This window comes from Mesorhizobium sp. M8A.F.Ca.ET.207.01.1.1 (genome assembly GCF_004794715.1).
Lineage (GTDB): Bacteria > Pseudomonadota > Alphaproteobacteria > Rhizobiales > Rhizobiaceae > Mesorhizobium.
Genome location: NZ_SRUS01000012.1, coordinates 1 through 14,978 on the forward strand (window position 1 = coordinate 1; position 14,978 = coordinate 14,978).

Sequence of the window (14,978 nt, forward strand, 5' to 3'; positions counted from 1 at the left end):
AGCTAGCCACCGGCAGCGGAGCCGAAACCGCGACTTCATCAGGCAGTCCTTCACATTGCTCGATATTGAAAACGGTGAAGCGCTTGAGGAAAGGGATCGCCTGGGCATCCTCGCCTGTCTCGCGAGCCCGCTTCCTCTCATGATCCGGGACAAAACGATCGGCATAAACGACCGTTGTCCCACGCTCGCCTCTGCGGACGTTCCCGCCGAGCGCGGCAGACTGTCGATAGGTTAGCCAACTCTGCGATGGGAACCCGCGTTCGACGACGGCACCCCAGAGGATAAGCACGTTGATCCCGCTGTAGGTGCGATGCGTGCTGGCATTCTTCGGCAGGGAAAGCGACGCGACGAGTTCGCCCTCCGAAGCCGGGGCCAGGATCTCGTTGCAAGCATCACCCGTCATCCTTCCTTCGGCGAAGCAGATATTGTTCTCCCCTATCATCCCGCCGAGCCAGACTCGGCATTGGCCCTTGCTGGCGCCATCGAGATACAGCTCGGCCCTAAAATCCGTAGCCGTGGCATCGGTGAGGTGAAGTCGACGCGGTCATTCTCCTCAGCGGCTTGTTTGAGATTGTCCTCGAAAGTTTTGCGGATGGCGGCGAAGGCGCCTTTGGCAAACCTGCGACGGTCCGCATCGGTCGCCGTTGCGTGCAGCCTGGGCAGCAAGTCCCGGACTGACCTCGCAGGCGCAGACTCCACGCCTGGGAAATCCTTGTGCTCCGGGGCCAATGGAGCACCAGGAAAGCTAGGGCGGTTTGAGGGCTTTGCCCGCTTCATGTCGACGCCATTCAGGATCGCCTGTCTCGCCACTACCTCGTCCATACCGACTATGCGGATCTGGACAATGGCCGTCAGCAATCCTTCTGGTTTGCAGTTGTGGACCATGACAGGCACAACGCGCCGGTTAAGTCCTTGAGGATCCCGCGCGAATGCACTGGCCCATTCGGCCGCCGCCATGCCGGACTTCAGGTAGTCGGGCGAGAGCACCATGATCGTTCGTTCTGCGGCGCTGGAAGCTTCCTGCATCTCGAGGACGAAGTTGCTGCCCGGGCGGAAATCCCAAGCCTGGAGGATAGTAGTGAAACCCGCCTCTTCGAGGATGAAGGCTATCCATTCGGCCCATTCTTTGTCCGAGCCGGTATAGCTGATAAAGAAATCGGTCATTTCCATTTCCTGGCTGGTGCCGGCAAATTCGAGGCGTTGAATGTCTCGGATGGTTAGTCTGCGGACTGGAAAAGTCTATACGAACGGGGTGGATCGAGGTTCTACACCCCGTTATTGACGAACATTGACGGGCGGCGTGCGGCAGTTCACTTTTCGCTCGACTTGCCCATTTTAGTGCCTTCACATCGGAATTCCATCACAGCCCAGATGCAAGACAACACAACCCAGGTGACAAAGCAGGCTCAAAGGAACAGTCAGAGCCATGCCGTCAGCGCGGACCTGATCGCCGTTGTCATCGCGGTGACCGACGGTAAGCCACGCGTCCTCACCATCGAGCAGGCTCAGGCTTTGCCATCCGGGCTTTTTGAGCTCGGCCATCGCTCCTTGCAGTCGGGTCTGCGAGCGTGGGTGGAGCGGCAGACCGGTCATCAACTGGGCTATATTGAACAACTCTACACCTTCGCCGACCGCGACCGGACCGACGACGAGCGCGTGCAGATCTCGATCAGCTATCTTGGCCTGACGCGGGAAGAGCAGGCAGAACATTCGCAAACACATGGCTGGCACGGATGGTACGACTATTTTCCATGGGAAGATCACCGCGCCGGCGTGCCTTCTATCCTGCCTGACATCGTCCTGCCGCGTCTTTCGGCGTGGTCCGACGACGCGGAAGACCCAAGCATACACCGCGACCGCCGGCAGCGCGTGGCATATGCTTTCGGTCTGGATGATCGCGACTGGAATGAGGAACTCGTCCTGCAGAGATACGAGCTGCTCTACGAAGCCGCGCTGGTGGCCGAGGCCACACGCGGACGGGACAACGGCAATCCGCCGTCCATCCCTGGCCTTCCGATGATCGCAGATCACCGGCGTATTCTGGCAACGGGAATGTCCAGACTGCGGACCAAGATCAAGTACCGCCCCGTCGTCTTCGAGTTGATGCCAGCAACGTTCACATTGCTGCAGCTGCAGCGAACCGTGGAGGCTCTGGCTGGCAGGCTCGTTCACAAGCCGAACTTTCGGCGTCTGATCGAAGAGCAGGATCTGGTCGAGGAGACAGGCGAGACGATGTCCGACACCGGGGGGCGCCCAGCGAAGCGCTTCCGCTTTCGCCAAACGGTCTTGGTGGAGCGAACCGTCGCAGGGACGAAATTGCCACTCTCACGCGGTTGACATTTCTTATACTCAAGGTAAGTATATGTCAGTTATACTCATTTGGAGAATAATTGGCTATGCCTGTCACTTCCGCGCGCACGGCCGCGCTGTACGACCGCGTGCGGCAAGTCATTCCGTCAATCGAGTGGCCGGCATTCGCCGATGATATCGAAGCCATCCTCGATCTGAAACGGCGGCGCAATGCCGTTATCCTGGCGCACAACTACCAGACGCCTGAGATCTTCCACTGCGTTGCCGACATCGTCGGCGACAGCCTGGCGCTTGCCCGCAAGGCGATGGCGGTCGAAGCGGATGTCATTGTGCTGGCTGGCGTGCATTTCATGGCCGAAACGGCGAAGCTGCTCAACCCGCAAAAGACGGTGCTCATTCCTGATCTGCGAGCAGGCTGTTCGCTGGCGGATTCGATTACCGCCGAGGACATTCGCCTGCTGAGACAGCGCTATCCGGGCGTCCCGGTCGTCACCTATGTCAACACTTCGGCCGAAGTGAAAGCCGAGTCCGATATCTGCTGTACGTCCGGTAACGCCAAAGCCGTCGTGGAGGCGCTCGGCGTTCCGCAGGTGATCATGCTGCCGGATGAATATCTCGCCCGGAACATCGCCGCCCAGACCGCGGTGAAGATCATCGCCTGGAAAGGGCATTGCGAGGTGCATGAGCGCTTCACGCCGGCCGACATCAGGGAGTTGCGCGAAAGTCATCCGGGCGTGACCGTGCTCGCGCATCCGGAGTGCCCGCCCGAAGTGGTCGCGAAAGCGGACTTCTCCGGCTCGACGGCCGCCATGTCCGACTATGTCGGAAGACAAAAGCCAGCGCGGGTCGTGCTGATGACCGAATGTTCGATGAGCGACAACGTTGCGGTGGAGCATCCCGAAGTCGAGTTCATCCGGCCTTGCAACCTCTGCCCGCACATGAAGCGGATAACGCTCGCCAACATCCGTACTGCGCTCGAACAGAACCGCCATGTCGTAACCATCGAATCGGAGATTGCAGGGCGTGCGCGGCTGGCCGTCGAGCGGATGCTGGCGGTATGAGCATGGACGTTCGCGATCTCGCCCGCCGGCCGGTCATCATCGGCGGCGGCATAGCCGGGCTGATGACCGCGCTGCACATGGCGCCTGAGCCGGTGCTGCTCCTGTCGAGATCGCCGCTTGGCGCGGAGGCGTCGAGTGCGTGGGCGCAGGGCGGGCTGGCCGCCAGCCTGGGCGGCGATGATGAACCGGCGCTCCATCTTGCCGACACGCTCGCCGCAGGGGACGGCCTTTGCGATGCAGATACAGCAAGGCGCATCGTGTACGCCGCGCCCGCGGCGATCGAGGATCTGACGCGCCTTGGGGCTCGCTTCGATCGCACATCTGCAGGAGTTCTGCGTCTCGGGCTGGAAGCCGCGCATAGCAGGCGGCGCATCGTTCATGCCGGAGGTGACGGCAGCGGAAGGGAGGTGATGCGCGCCCTGATCGCGGCCGTGCGCTCCACGCCTTCGGTTCTTGTCGTGGAAGGAGTCGAAGCACGCCGGCTGGCCGTCGAGGACGGCAGAATCGCCGGTGTTGTGGCGAGCGGTCCGACAGGTCCGGTGTTCTTTGCCACGGGACGGGCCGTTCTCGCCACGGGCGGAATCGGCGGCCTGTTCCGCGACTCAACCAACCCACTGGGCAGCTGCGGACAGGGTCTGGCGCTTGCGGCGCGCGCGGGTGCCGTCCTTGCCGATCTGGAGTTCATTCAGTTCCACCCGACCGCGCTTGACGGGCCCGGCCGTCCGATGCCGCTCATCAGCGAGGCGGTTCGCGGAGAAGGTGCAACAATCGTCGACGAAACAGGGCGGCGCTTCCTCGATGGCCTGCTCGGGGCGGAACTCGCACCGCGCGACATCGTCGCGCGCGCCGTCTGGCGACATCTTGCCGACGGCCATCGCGTCTTCCTCGACGTCCGCGAGAAGCCAGGCACGATGTTCGCGCAGCAATTTCTGACAATCGCATCAGCCTGCGGCAAGGCCGGCATCGATCCGGCGCGAGACCTCATTCCCATCCGGCCGGCCCAGCATTACCACATGGGTGGTGTCGCCGTGGATCTGGCCGGGCGAACATCGGTTCCTGGACTTTGGGCATGCGGCGAAGTCGCGTCGACCGGGCTGCACGGCGCCAACCGGCTCGCCAGCAACTCGCTGACCGAGGCCGTCGTTTGCGCGCGCTGGGTTGCCGAAAGCGTCGCTGGTGCACCGGACGGCGGTGGGAAGCCAGCGATGGCAGCTAACCTGCCCGCGCCGGATCCGAGGCCTGTGCGCCCTCTCCTGTCACATGCCCTTGGCGTCACGCGGGATGGCGAAGGTTTGAAAGAGGCTGCGCGCGCCTTGTTGCTGCTGTTGCATCGGCACGACACAGCGTCCGATCCCGCCGCCGTAGGGCTGATGATCGCGGTTGCCGCCTTGCTGCGCCGCGAAAGCCGTGGCGCTCACTACCGGAACGACTTTCCCCATCAAGCGGCCGTCGCCCGCCGCTCCGAAATCAGGCTCGACGCGGCCATGTTTGCGGCGCGGGAACTCGGCAACTCTCCAATGCTCGAAAGCGTCGCTTGATGAACCTATCCCCCCTTCCAACGATCATGCTCGAGCCTCTGGTGCGGGCAGCTCTGCTCGAGGACCTTGGCAAGGCCGGTGATTTGACCACTGATGCCATCGTACCGAAGGACCATCATGCGACAACGGTGCTGACTGCGCGCGAGGCCGGAACTATAGCCGGTCTCGACCTGGCGATGCTCGCTTTCAGGTTGATCGACCAGGATGTCGAGATGACAGTGGAGCGAGCGGACGGCAGCAACATCGCGCAAGGTGAGACCATCGCATCGGTCAGCGGTCCGGCCCGGGCCATACTCACCGCGGAACGGACGGCGCTCAATTTTCTGTGCCATCTGAGCGGTATCGCCACCGCGACGGCATTGATCGTCGCGGCGGTCCGCGGCCACGGCGCAAGAATCGTCTGCACGCGCAAGACGACGCCTGGATTGCGAGCGGTCGAAAAATATGCCGTGCGCGCCGGTGGCGGCTCCAATCATCGTTTCGGTCTCGACGACGCCATCCTGATTAAGGACAACCACATCGCCATCGCTGGCGGAATTCGCATGGCAATCGAGCGCGCGCGATGCAGCGTCGGCCACCTAGTCAAGATCGAAGTCGAGGTCGATACGCTAGCCCAGTTAGAAGAGGCTATGGCCCTCGCCCCAGACGCCGTCCTGCTCGACAACATGTCTGTCGACGAATTGCGCCAAGCAGTGGCGATGGTTGCCGGCCAGGCGATTACCGAGGCGTCGGGCAGGATAACGCCGGCGACGGCTCCAGCCGTCTCCGCGACCGGTGTCGACCTGATCTCCATCGGCTGGTTGACCCACAGCGCGCCAATCCTCGATATCGGGCTCGACTCCGCGAAATTTGTCCGTCGGGCCTGACAATCGGCGGTCGACCGGACGCTTTTTCGACCCAGCCCGCCAAGTTCAAAGGTGCCTAGGTCGCCCAATGCAAGGGGAACAGGATGGAAATGCACGCAGCGATTTCGGAAAAACCATGCGTGAAGCTCAATCCTTCGACGGCCACCGGATGTGGACCGTGGAAGCTGCTCGGGCGCTGCATGACGCGCCTTTCAACGACCTGCTGTTTCAAGCGCAAACCGTTCACCGCCGGAATTTCGATCCCAACAGGCGGCGGCGGGCGCTGGTCTCAGCGGCGGCGCCCTCGTCGTCGGAATCTAGCGGGGTAACCCGGCCACCCAGAGGATGGCGGGACGATTCATCCATGATGATAGGAAACAGGACCATTGCGAAAACTAGTCGCTGGCAAGCTGCACGGCATCTACGTCACCGAAGCGAACCTCAACTACCATGGATCGATAACGCTGGACCCTGACCACTGCGAAGCAGCCGGGATCCTGCCGATGGAATTTGTGGAGATTTGGAACAAGAATTCCGGTGCGCGGATTTCGACCTATGTCATTTTCGGCGAGCGCGGCTCACGATGCTGCATCCTCAATGGTGCGGCTGCCCGCACCTGCCAGCCAGACGACCAGATCATTGTTTGCAACTCCATATACCTGGACGAAGCGAATATCACCTCGTTGAAGCCGCGGATCATCACCTTCGACCAGGACAATCACATACTCGATCGCCTGAGCTACTCCGTCGATCTTGACGCACATGGGCGTTACAGTTTCTCGATCCTTGACGAGGCGAATGAGCCTTTGGCCATTCCTGCGCTGGTCTCCGGCGCGTGACTTCCTCTCGAGATTTGCCCGTGCTTTGCGCGGGGTTTCATTAGTCGCCGATCACCGCCGCAGGTGGAAATGCGCTTGACAAAGCAGTGTCGGCTCGGTCAATTCGAAAACATTCACCAGGGGAGTCCCGGCAAGGGGCTGAGATACTGCTGGCTATCGCGGCGCAGTGACCCGTTGAACCTGATCCAGTTCATACTGGCGTAGGGACGGTGCAAGCGCTTTGCGGGAGTTTACGCCCGAAGACCTGTTTTCAAGCAGGTCGACCAAAGCGTCTTTTCATCCTTCCGGCACAGAACTGGGTCTCCAATGCATGAGCAAAGGAGCCTCAAGATGAATGCCCTAACCCCAGCCGTCTCAACGGGACCGCTGCCTGCCTCACGGAAAATCCACAAGCCCGGCGTCCTCCATCCGCACATCAAAGTGCCGATGCGCGAAATCTCCGTCCATCCGACAGCGGGCGAGCCGCCCATCACCGTCTACGATCCGTCCGGCCCCTATACCGACCAGACTGTCGAAACCAGCATCGAAAAGGGCCTCGCCCGGCCTCGCCACGAATGGATCACGGCGCGGGGCGATGTCGAAGCCTATGACGGCCGCCATGTGCGGCCGGAAGACAATGGCTTCGTCACGGGTGAGCGCCTGACGCCGGAATTTCCCATTCGCAACCGGCCGCTAAGGGCCAGGGCCGGCAAGGCGGTGACACAGCTTGCCTATGCGCGCGCCGGCATCATCACGCCCGAGATGGAGTTCGTCGCCATCCGCGAAAACCTCGGCCGGGAAATCGCCCGCGGCAAGCTGCAACGCGACGGTGAAAGCTTCGGCGCGGCTATTCCCGATTTCGTCACGCCGGAATTCGTACGCGACGAGGTGGCGCACGGGCGGGCGATCATTCCAGCCAACATCAACCACCCAGAGAGCGAACCGATGATCATCGGGCGCAATTTCCTCGTCAAGATCAACGCCAATATCGGCAATTCCGCTGTCACTTCCTCGATGGCCGAAGAGGTCGAAAAAATGGTCTGGGCGATCCGCTGGGGCGCCGATACGGTGATGGACCTGTCGACCGGCCGCAACATCCACAACATTCGCGACTGGATCCTGCGCAATTCACCGGTGCCGATCGGCACGGTGCCGCTTTACCAGGCGCTCGAGAAGGTCGGCGGCATCGCCGAGGACCTGACCTGGGAGGTGTACCGCGACACGCTGATCGAGCAGGCCGAACAAGGCGTCGACTATTTCACCATCCATGCCGGTGTGCGGCTGCATTACATCCCGCTGACCGTCGACCGGGTCACGGGCATCGTCTCGCGCGGTGGCTCGATCATGGCCAAATGGTGCCTGCACCATCACCGGGAAAGCTTCCTCTATGAGCATTTCGAGGAGATCTGCGACATCTGCCGCGCCTATGACGTATCCTTCTCGCTCGGCGACGGCCTTCGTCCGGGCTCGATCGCCGATGCCAATGATGCGGCGCAATTCGCCGAGCTGGAAACGCTCGGCGAATTGACGCAGATCGCCTGGGCCAAGGATTGCCAGGTGATGATCGAAGGTCCCGGCCATGTGCCGATGCACAAGATCAAGGAGAATATGGACAAGCAGCTCGCTGTCTGCGGCGAGGCGCCCTTCTATACGCTTGGACCACTGACGACCGACATTGCGCCGGGCTATGACCATATCACCTCAGGCATTGGTGCTGCCATGATCGGCTGGTTCGGCACCGCCATGCTCTGCTATGTCACGCCCAAGGAGCATCTCGGCCTTCCCGATCGCAACGACGTCAAGATTGGCGTGATCACCTACAAAATCGCCGCCCATGCCGCCGATCTGGCGAAGGGCCATCCGGCAGCGAAAGTCAGGGATGATGCCCTTTCCCGCGCGCGCTTCGAGTTCCGCTGGGAAGACCAGTTCAACCTGTCGCTCGACCCCGAAACCGCGCGGTCCTTCCACGACCAGACCTTGCCCAAGGAGGCGCACAAGCTGGCGCATTTCTGCTCGATGTGCGGGCCGAAATTCTGCTCCATGCGTATCTCCCACGACATCCGCGCCGAAGCCCAGAAGGAAGGCATGGCGGCGATGGCGGCGAAATACCGCGAGGGCGGCGATCTCTACATGCCGGCTGACGAGACCGGCGTAGCGCTCATGCCAGAGGCGCCGGAGCCATCATGAGGGTGTTGGTCAAAGGGGCCGGCGTCGCCGGCCTCACCGCCGCCTTCGAACTCGCCGCCCGCGGCGCGACGGTCACAGTCGCTGAGATCCGGCAGACCCTTGGCGGCAATGCCTCGTGGTTCGCCGGCGGCATGCTGGCGCCATGGTGCGAGCGTGAAAGCGCCGAGCAGCCGGTGCTGGATCTCGGACGCGTCGCCGCCGACTGGTGGGATGCGGCACTGCCGGATCAGGTGACACGGGCCGGAACACTGGTCGTGGCCATGCCGCGAGATGCCGGTGAGCTTGACCGGTTCGCCAGTCGCACGTGGGGGCATCGGCGTGTCGACGGAGATGAAATCGCGTTCCTGGAGCCCGACCTTGCCGGCCGCTTTCGCCGCGGGCTGCTGTTCCCCGACGAAGCCCATCTCGACCCGCGCCGGGCGATGGCGGCACTCCATGACAGGTTGTCGGCCATGGGTGTCGAATTCCAGTTCGATGTCGATATCAGGCGGATTTCCGGTTTCGATCGTTGGATCGACTGCACGGGAATGGCAGCAGCCGATGACAGGCTGCGCGGCGTTCGCGGCGAAATGCTGATCCTGCGCGCGCCTGATATCTCGCTGTCTCGCCCGGTCAGGCTGCTGCATCCGCGCTTTCCACTCTATGCGGTGCCGCGCGCCGACCACCGTTTCATGATCGGCGCGACAATGGTTGAAAGCCAGTCCGCCGGTCCGGTGACGGCACGTTCGATGATGGAGCAGCTGAGTGCCGCCTATGCCCTCCACCCGGCCTTTGGCGAGGCCGAGATCGTCGAAACCGGTGTCGGCGTTCGTCCGGCCTTTGCCGACAATCTGCCGCGGGTCGAAACGAACGGCGGGATCATCGCGATCAACGGGCTTTATCGACACGGTTTTCTCCTCGCCCCCGCCATGGCGCGCCAGGCCGCCGACCTGGTTTTCAGCCAGGACAGAACCAAGGAGCTTGCTCATGAAACTGACCGTCAACGGCGAAGCGCGTGAGGTTGCCACCGCCACCACGCTAGCCGAATTGCTTGCCGCGCTCGACTATGAGGGCGACTGGCTCGCCACCGCCGTCAACAGCGACCTGGTGCACAAAGCCAGCCGGACGGCGTTCTGCTTGAACGAAGGCGACCGGATTGAAATCCTCTCGCCCATGCAGGGAGGCTAGCATGTTCGACCTTCTGGGGACGACGCTTCAATCCCGCCTGCTGCTCGGCACGGCTCAATATCCTTCGCCGGCCGTCCTTGCCGATGCAGTCAGGGCGTCGGGCACGTCGGTGGTGACCGTCTCTTTGCGGCGTGAGATGGCGGGCGGCAGGGCCGGCGAAAAATTCTGGTCGCTGATCCGCTCGCTCGGCACGAGAATCCTGCCCAACACGGCCGGCTGCCACTCCGTCAAGGAAGCGGTCACCACCGCGAGCATGGCGCGCGAGGTCTTCGGCACGACCTGGATCAAACTCGAAGTGATCGGCAACCACGACACGCTGCAGCCGGACGTGTTCGGCCTGGTCGAAGCCGCCCGTATCCTGTGCGAGGACGGCTTTGCGGTATTCCCCTATACCACCGACGATCTCGTCGTCGCCGAGCGGCTGCTGGAAGCGGGCTGCAAGGTCCTGATGCCGTGGTGCGCACCGATCGGTTCCGCCTTGGGACCGGTCAACATGACGGCGCTGCGCTCGATTCGCGGACATTTCCCAGGCGTCCCCCTGATCGTGGATGCGGGGCTGGGACGGCCGTCGCACGCTGCCACCGTCATGGAACTCGGCTTTGACGCCGTGCTGCTGAATACGGCGGTCGCCAGGGCGGCCGATCCCGTCGGCATGGCGCGTGCTTTCGGCAAGGCGGTCGAGGCCGGTCGTGAGGCTTTCAGCTCAGGAATGCTCGAACCGCGCGACGTCGCCGTGCCATCGACGCCGACGATCGGCAGGGCCGTTTTTTCATGAAGCTCGATCCCTTCTACCTGATCGTCGACAGCGCTGCCTGGATCGAGCGGCTGGTGCCGCTCGGCGTCAATCTGGTTCAGCTTCGCATAAAGACCATGGATGAGGCCGGATTACGCGCGGAGATCCGCTCAGCGAAGGCTTTGTGCGCTCGATACCGGTGCCAGCTGATCATCAATGATTACTGGCGGCTGGCGATCGAGGAAGGCTGCGACTTCGTTCATCTCGGTCAAGAGGATTTGCAAGCCGCCGACCTGACGCGGATACGGGCAGCCGGCGTGAGGCTCGGATTGAGCACCCATGATCATATCGAACTGGAAACGGCGATAAAAGCCGAACCCGACTACATCGCGCTTGGCCCCATCTACCCGACCATCCTGAAGAAGATGAAATGGGCGCCGCAAGGGCTCGAACGGGTCAGCGAATGGAAGCGTCGGGTCGCGCCTGTTCCACTGGTGGCCATCGGCGGCCTTAACCCGGACCGGCTCGATGGTGTCTTCGCGGCTGGCGCCGACAGCGCGGCAGTGGTGACTGACATTACATTGAATGCCGATCCCGAAGCACGCACCAGAGAGTGGATGGAAAAGACAGATCGATGGCGCTGAGGCGAGAACCGCATGTGCTTGTCGTTGGCGGATCGGACTCCAGCGGCGGGGCTGGAATTGCACGTGATATCGAGACGATCTCTTCCATTGGCGTGCGCACCTGCCTTGCTGTCACCGCGCTGACAGTGCAGACGCACGAAGCTGTCATGGAAATCCATCATTCGCCATCTCGCCTAGTGGCCGAGCAGATGCGCGCCGCGCTGCAGGCCAACGAGGTGGCCGCCATCAAGATCGGCATGCTCGCGGCGGCTGAGATCGTCGTTGCCGTTGCCGGCGTGCTGCGCGAGAATCCGCAGGTGCCGGCAGTACTTGACCCGGTGCTGGCCTCGACCTCAGGCCGGGCGCTCCTGGAAGCAGGCGCCATCACCGCCATGAAGCGCAATCTGATGCCGCTTTGCCGTCTCGTCACCCCCAATCTCATCGAGTTGGCGCTCCTTGTCAGCTCGGAATTGGCGATGGATGAGGGAAGCGCGCTTCAACAAGGACAAAGACTGCTGGCCGCCGGACCTCAGGCCCTGCTGATCAAGGGCGGCCACGCATCGGGACCTAGATCAACCGATATTTTATTGCGCTCCGATCAAGAACCAATCCACTTCGACTTGCCACGCCTTGCCGTATCGATGCGCGGGACGGGTTGCGTGCTGGCCAGCGCGATCGCGGCGCATCTGGCGAAGGCGAGCCCACTCGAAGACAGCGTGCGCAAAGGCAAGCGGTTTGTTTTCGAGAAGCTCCAGAGGCAAACAGCCGAATGACAGTGGCTTTATGCGAAGTCGATCTGCCCGCATGAGCGGCGCCATCTTTCGACACATCGGCGCTGTGCGTATCAGTAAGGAGGTCGGTTGGGGGCAATCCTTGGTCCCAATGGCATTCACTAGCGTGTCGGCTATGATGATCCGTACACGATTTATCTGACGCGACAGCCATGATCCCAACCGCCCGGCGACCGAGTCGGCCCTGTGCTAGCGGAACGGTCGACCCTGTGCGGGATGACATATTTTACAACAGCGCCTGGCGGACCACTTCCAAAGCCGGCATACTTCCAACCCTCGCCACGCAAAAAACGAGTTGACAAAAGCGAGTATAAAGAATCGCTTAACATGGGAACTATCTTGGTCGGCAATGGGCAGGGTGGCTCGACGGTCTTTGGGAGAAGACGCCATGCAGCAGCTGCAGCACCTAGCGGAATTCGGTGGGATGACCGCCACGCAATGGCCTATACATTCCCTTGAGGAGTGGACTGCGGAACTGAAATCGATCTGCGGAAATTTCAACACGCAACGGGCCGAGCACACCCTCGTAACCGGCAATGCCACCATACTGGATGCAGGCGGGCTCGACCTTGCTCAGGTGGCGAACGATCTCGACGTGATCCGCCGCGACGTCGCCGATATCAGGATCGACTATAGCGAAAATCTCTTCCTGTTGCTGCAACTCGAAGGGAGTTGCGGTATCGAACAGAACGGAAGGCAATCTATCATTACCCCGGGCGACTGCATTCTCGTCGACAGCTCCAGCCCATCGATCTTCCATTTCGGCGGCCGTTTTTCCAACCACCTCTCGGTGCATCTCCCCCGCCAGTTGATCTTCGCCGACAAATCAGCACGGGTCGAAGTTTCACGCAGGGTAGAAGCGGAAGACCCGATGTCGGCGATGCTGCGAGCGGTCGTTGCCAAGCTTCTGAAAACAGACGCAAGCGACAAGCGAGCACCGCATCTGCGCGACCTCCTCTTCAGCACGACACGCCAGGCTTTCGCGACCGATAGTGAGATGGATGAGCCGCTGCTCTCGGACAGTTCCGGCGGCAGGTTGGAAGTCGTGCAGATACTCATCGACAGATATCTCACTGACGAGCATCTGACGCCGCAATGGCTTGCCGACAAGGTTGGTATTTCGCTGCGGACGCTGCAGGAGGACTTCAATGCACTTGGCACGACGGCGACATCGCTGATACGAATGCGCCGCCTGCATCTTGCTCACGAACAACTGGCGCAGATGAAGAACACCACGAAGGCGACCACGATCGCCGAGGTCGCCTATTCCGCTGGTTTCAACGATATCTCATATTTCAACCGCTGCTTCCGAAAGGCCTTCGCCTGTTCGCCAAAGGATATTCTCCAGCAGTGATAGCGCTGCGCTTTTGTCCTATTCGCGCCGCGTTCGAATCCAAGACAGAAACGGCGGCTTCAATATGAATGCTCCTCACAAATTGCTTTGGGAGGAGCTCGGATATGAAGCGCTACACGCTGTTCATCGGCGGCAAGCCGGTGGAAACCGCACGCCACGCCGATATCCCTAATCCTTCGACCGGGGAAGTTGTCGGCGCAATGCCCCTGGCCACGGTGGGGGACCTCGACGCAGCTGTTACTGCGGCAGCGGCTGCGTTCGAAAAGTGGCAGTTGAAATCGAGTCTGGAGCTGGCCGACGCCTGCCGCGCCATTGCCGCCAAGATAGAAGAAAATTCGGAAGATCTTGCGCGCCTGTTGACGCTCGAACAGGGAAAGCCGCTCAATGGTCTCGGCTCTCGCTTCGAGATCGGTGGTGCTGTCGCGTGGACCCGCCACACGGCGGAAATCGAGCTTCCCGTCGAAGTCCTGCAGGATACGCCTGAGGGTCGCGTGGAGCTGCATCGCAAGCCCATCGGCGTTGTCGGCTCGATCACGCCATGGAACTGGCCGGTGATGATTGCCTGCTGGCACATCATTCCCGCAATCCGCGCCGGCAACACCGTTGTCATCAAGCCATCACCCCAGACACCATTGTCGACCATTCGCCTTGTTGAGCTGATGAACGAGGTTCTGCCGGCGGGCGTCGTCAACGTCGTCACTGGCGAGAACGAGATTGGCGCCGCCATGTCCGCCCATCCAGGCATCGCCAAACTGACCTTCACCGGCTCCACCTCCACTGGCAAGAAGGTCATGGCCAATGCCGTCGATACGCTCAAGCGGCTCACATTGGAATTAGGCGGCAACGACGCCGGCATCGTGCTCCCCGACGCCGACCCCAAGGAAATCGCCGAAGGGCTGTTCTGGGGCGCCTTCATCAACAACGGCCAAACCTGCGCCTGCCTGAAGCGCCTGTATGTCCATGACAGCCTTTATGACGCCGTGTGCGAAAGCCTCGTCGCCTATGCAGCCCACATTCCGGTTGGCGACGGCCTGTCGGAACAATCGATCCTTGGTCCCGTGCAGAATCGGATGCAACTCGACATCGTAGCTTCCTATGTCGAGGATGCACGCGCCAAAGGCGGCCGCGTTCTGATCGGCGGCCAGAGCAACGGTGGAACCGGTTACTTCTATCCGATCACAATCGTTGCCGATGTCGATCATGGCTGCGAGCTCGTCGATCGCGAGCAATTTGGCCCCGCCCTGCCAATCATCCGCTACATCGACCTCGCCGACGTGATCGCGAAGGCCAACGACAATCCGGCGGGCCTCGGCGGCTCCGTCTGGGGCCGGGATACGGCAAGGGCGAAACAGGTGGCCGGTCAACTGGAATGCGGCTCCGTGTGGATCAACAAGCATGGAGCAATCCAGCCGAATGCGCCCTTTGGTGGGGTAAAGCAGTCCGGGATCGGCGTTGAATTCGGCGTCGAAGGGCTGAAGGAATTCACCACCATTCAAACGATCTTTTGCTGACACCAACGCTGTCGCGAGCGTCTGCCCTTCCGCATCGGAG

15 protein-coding genes, 1 pseudogene and 1 riboswitch are annotated in these 14,978 nt (G+C 61.6%); of the genes and pseudogenes, 14 read left to right on the top strand and 2 right to left on the bottom strand.

Annotated elements, in window-relative coordinates; genetic code table 11:
• Positions 1-442 (bottom strand): ArdC-like ssDNA-binding domain-containing protein (locus EN850_RS28010; RefSeq protein WP_135917497.1); only part of this gene is annotated, 442 nt, incomplete at its 3' end.
• Positions 439-1,164: a toll/interleukin-1 receptor domain-containing protein gene (locus tag EN850_RS28015; protein ID WP_189524185.1), complete on the bottom strand. Its 726-nt coding sequence runs from the start codon at positions 1,162-1,164 to the stop codon at positions 439-441. The genes EN850_RS28015 and EN850_RS28010, both read right to left, overlap by 4 nt.
• 207 nt (positions 1,165-1,371) lie before the next feature.
• Here EN850_RS28015 and EN850_RS28020 point away from each other — a divergent pair, with 207 nt between their 5' ends.
• From EN850_RS28020 to EN850_RS28085, 14 genes and pseudogenes are all read left to right on the top strand, one after another.
• Positions 1,372-2,337, top strand: a complete 966-nt coding sequence (locus tag EN850_RS28020) for a hypothetical protein (RefSeq protein WP_135906952.1) — start codon at positions 1,372-1,374, stop codon at positions 2,335-2,337.
• A 59-nt stretch (positions 2,338-2,396) separates the two neighbouring features.
• Positions 2,397-3,371, top strand: a complete 975-nt coding sequence (nadA, locus tag EN850_RS28025; RefSeq protein WP_135917493.1) for a quinolinate synthase NadA — start codon at positions 2,397-2,399, stop codon at positions 3,369-3,371.
• Positions 3,368-4,909 (top strand): L-aspartate oxidase, encoded by a 1,542-nt coding sequence (locus tag EN850_RS28030; RefSeq protein ID WP_135906948.1) that lies wholly within the window; start codon positions 3,368-3,370, stop codon positions 4,907-4,909. Before nadA ends, EN850_RS28030 begins: the two co-directional genes overlap by 4 nt.
• On the top strand, positions 4,909-5,775 hold the full coding sequence (gene nadC / locus EN850_RS28035) for a carboxylating nicotinate-nucleotide diphosphorylase (RefSeq protein WP_135906946.1): 867 nt from the start codon (positions 4,909-4,911) through the stop codon (positions 5,773-5,775). The genes EN850_RS28030 and nadC overlap by 1 nt, the downstream gene beginning before the upstream one ends.
• Before the next feature lie 148 nt (positions 5,776-5,923).
• Positions 5,924-6,025: pseudogene (locus EN850_RS37300) on the top strand (biotin synthase); the annotation flags it as partial.
• A 115-nt stretch (positions 6,026-6,140) separates the two neighbouring features.
• Positions 6,141-6,593: an aspartate 1-decarboxylase gene (gene panD / locus EN850_RS28045; RefSeq protein WP_135880787.1), complete on the top strand. Its 453-nt coding sequence runs from the start codon at positions 6,141-6,143 to the stop codon at positions 6,591-6,593.
• 108 nt (positions 6,594-6,701) lie between these two features.
• A riboswitch (TPP riboswitch) is annotated at positions 6,702-6,818 on the top strand.
• A gap of 105 nt (positions 6,819-6,923) precedes the next feature.
• A complete protein-coding gene (gene thiC / locus EN850_RS28050) occupies positions 6,924-8,759 on the top strand; it encodes a phosphomethylpyrimidine synthase ThiC (protein ID WP_135906944.1) in 1,836 nt (611 codons plus the stop codon).
• Positions 8,756-9,757 (top strand): glycine oxidase ThiO, encoded by a 1,002-nt coding sequence (thiO, locus tag EN850_RS28055; RefSeq protein ID WP_135916642.1) that lies wholly within the window; start codon positions 8,756-8,758, stop codon positions 9,755-9,757. Before thiC ends, thiO begins: the two co-directional genes overlap by 4 nt.
• On the top strand, positions 9,726-9,926 hold the full coding sequence (thiS, locus tag EN850_RS28060) for a sulfur carrier protein ThiS (protein WP_135880790.1): 201 nt from the start codon (positions 9,726-9,728) through the stop codon (positions 9,924-9,926). The genes thiO and thiS overlap by 32 nt, the downstream gene beginning before the upstream one ends.
• Position 9,927: 1 nt before the next feature.
• Positions 9,928-10,701 carry a thiazole synthase gene (locus EN850_RS28065; RefSeq protein ID WP_135916641.1) on the top strand — a complete coding sequence of 258 codons (774 nt, stop codon included), beginning with the start codon at positions 9,928-9,930 and terminating at the stop codon, positions 10,699-10,701.
• A complete protein-coding gene (locus tag EN850_RS28070) occupies positions 10,698-11,303 on the top strand; it encodes a thiamine phosphate synthase (RefSeq protein WP_135906938.1) in 606 nt (201 codons plus the stop codon). The genes EN850_RS28065 and EN850_RS28070 overlap by 4 nt, the downstream gene beginning before the upstream one ends.
• Positions 11,294-12,055 carry a hydroxymethylpyrimidine/phosphomethylpyrimidine kinase gene (locus EN850_RS28075; RefSeq protein ID WP_135880793.1) on the top strand — a complete coding sequence of 254 codons (762 nt, stop codon included), beginning with the start codon at positions 11,294-11,296 and terminating at the stop codon, positions 12,053-12,055. Before EN850_RS28070 ends, EN850_RS28075 begins: the two co-directional genes overlap by 10 nt.
• 442 nt (positions 12,056-12,497) lie before the next feature.
• Entirely contained in the window at positions 12,498-13,427 is a 930-nt protein-coding gene (locus tag EN850_RS28080; protein WP_135881135.1) for a helix-turn-helix domain-containing protein, read from the top strand.
• A gap of 104 nt (positions 13,428-13,531) precedes the next feature.
• A complete protein-coding gene (locus EN850_RS28085) occupies positions 13,532-14,938 on the top strand; it encodes an aldehyde dehydrogenase family protein (RefSeq protein WP_135917487.1) in 1,407 nt (468 codons plus the stop codon).
• Positions 14,939-14,978: the final 40 nt, after the last annotated feature.

Excerpts from the sequence above, each read along its gene's own strand:
- EN850_RS28015 (WP_189524185.1), bottom strand. The coding sequence starts at position 1,164 with ATGACCGATTTCTTTATCAGCTATACCGGCTCGGACAAAGAATGGGCC.
- EN850_RS28020 (WP_135906952.1), top strand. The coding sequence starts at position 1,372 with ATGCAAGACAACACAACCCAGGTGACAAAGCAGGCTCAAAGGAACAGT.
- nadA (WP_135917493.1), top strand. The coding sequence starts at position 2,397 with ATGCCTGTCACTTCCGCGCGCACGGCCGCGCTGTACGACCGCGTGCGG.
- EN850_RS28030 (WP_135906948.1), top strand. The coding sequence starts at position 3,368 with ATGAGCATGGACGTTCGCGATCTCGCCCGCCGGCCGGTCATCATCGGC.
- nadC (WP_135906946.1), top strand. The coding sequence starts at position 4,909 with ATGAACCTATCCCCCCTTCCAACGATCATGCTCGAGCCTCTGGTGCGG.
- thiC (WP_135906944.1), top strand. The coding sequence starts at position 6,924 with ATGAATGCCCTAACCCCAGCCGTCTCAACGGGACCGCTGCCTGCCTCA.
- thiO (WP_135916642.1), top strand. The coding sequence starts at position 8,756 with ATGAGGGTGTTGGTCAAAGGGGCCGGCGTCGCCGGCCTCACCGCCGCC.
- thiS (WP_135880790.1), top strand. The coding sequence starts at position 9,726 with ATGAAACTGACCGTCAACGGCGAAGCGCGTGAGGTTGCCACCGCCACC.
- EN850_RS28065 (WP_135916641.1), top strand. The coding sequence starts at position 9,928 with ATGTTCGACCTTCTGGGGACGACGCTTCAATCCCGCCTGCTGCTCGGC.
- EN850_RS28070 (WP_135906938.1), top strand. The coding sequence starts at position 10,698 with ATGAAGCTCGATCCCTTCTACCTGATCGTCGACAGCGCTGCCTGGATC.
- EN850_RS28075 (WP_135880793.1), top strand. The coding sequence starts at position 11,294 with ATGGCGCTGAGGCGAGAACCGCATGTGCTTGTCGTTGGCGGATCGGAC.
- EN850_RS28080 (WP_135881135.1), top strand. The coding sequence starts at position 12,498 with ATGACCGCCACGCAATGGCCTATACATTCCCTTGAGGAGTGGACTGCG.
- EN850_RS28085 (WP_135917487.1), top strand. The coding sequence starts at position 13,532 with ATGAAGCGCTACACGCTGTTCATCGGCGGCAAGCCGGTGGAAACCGCA.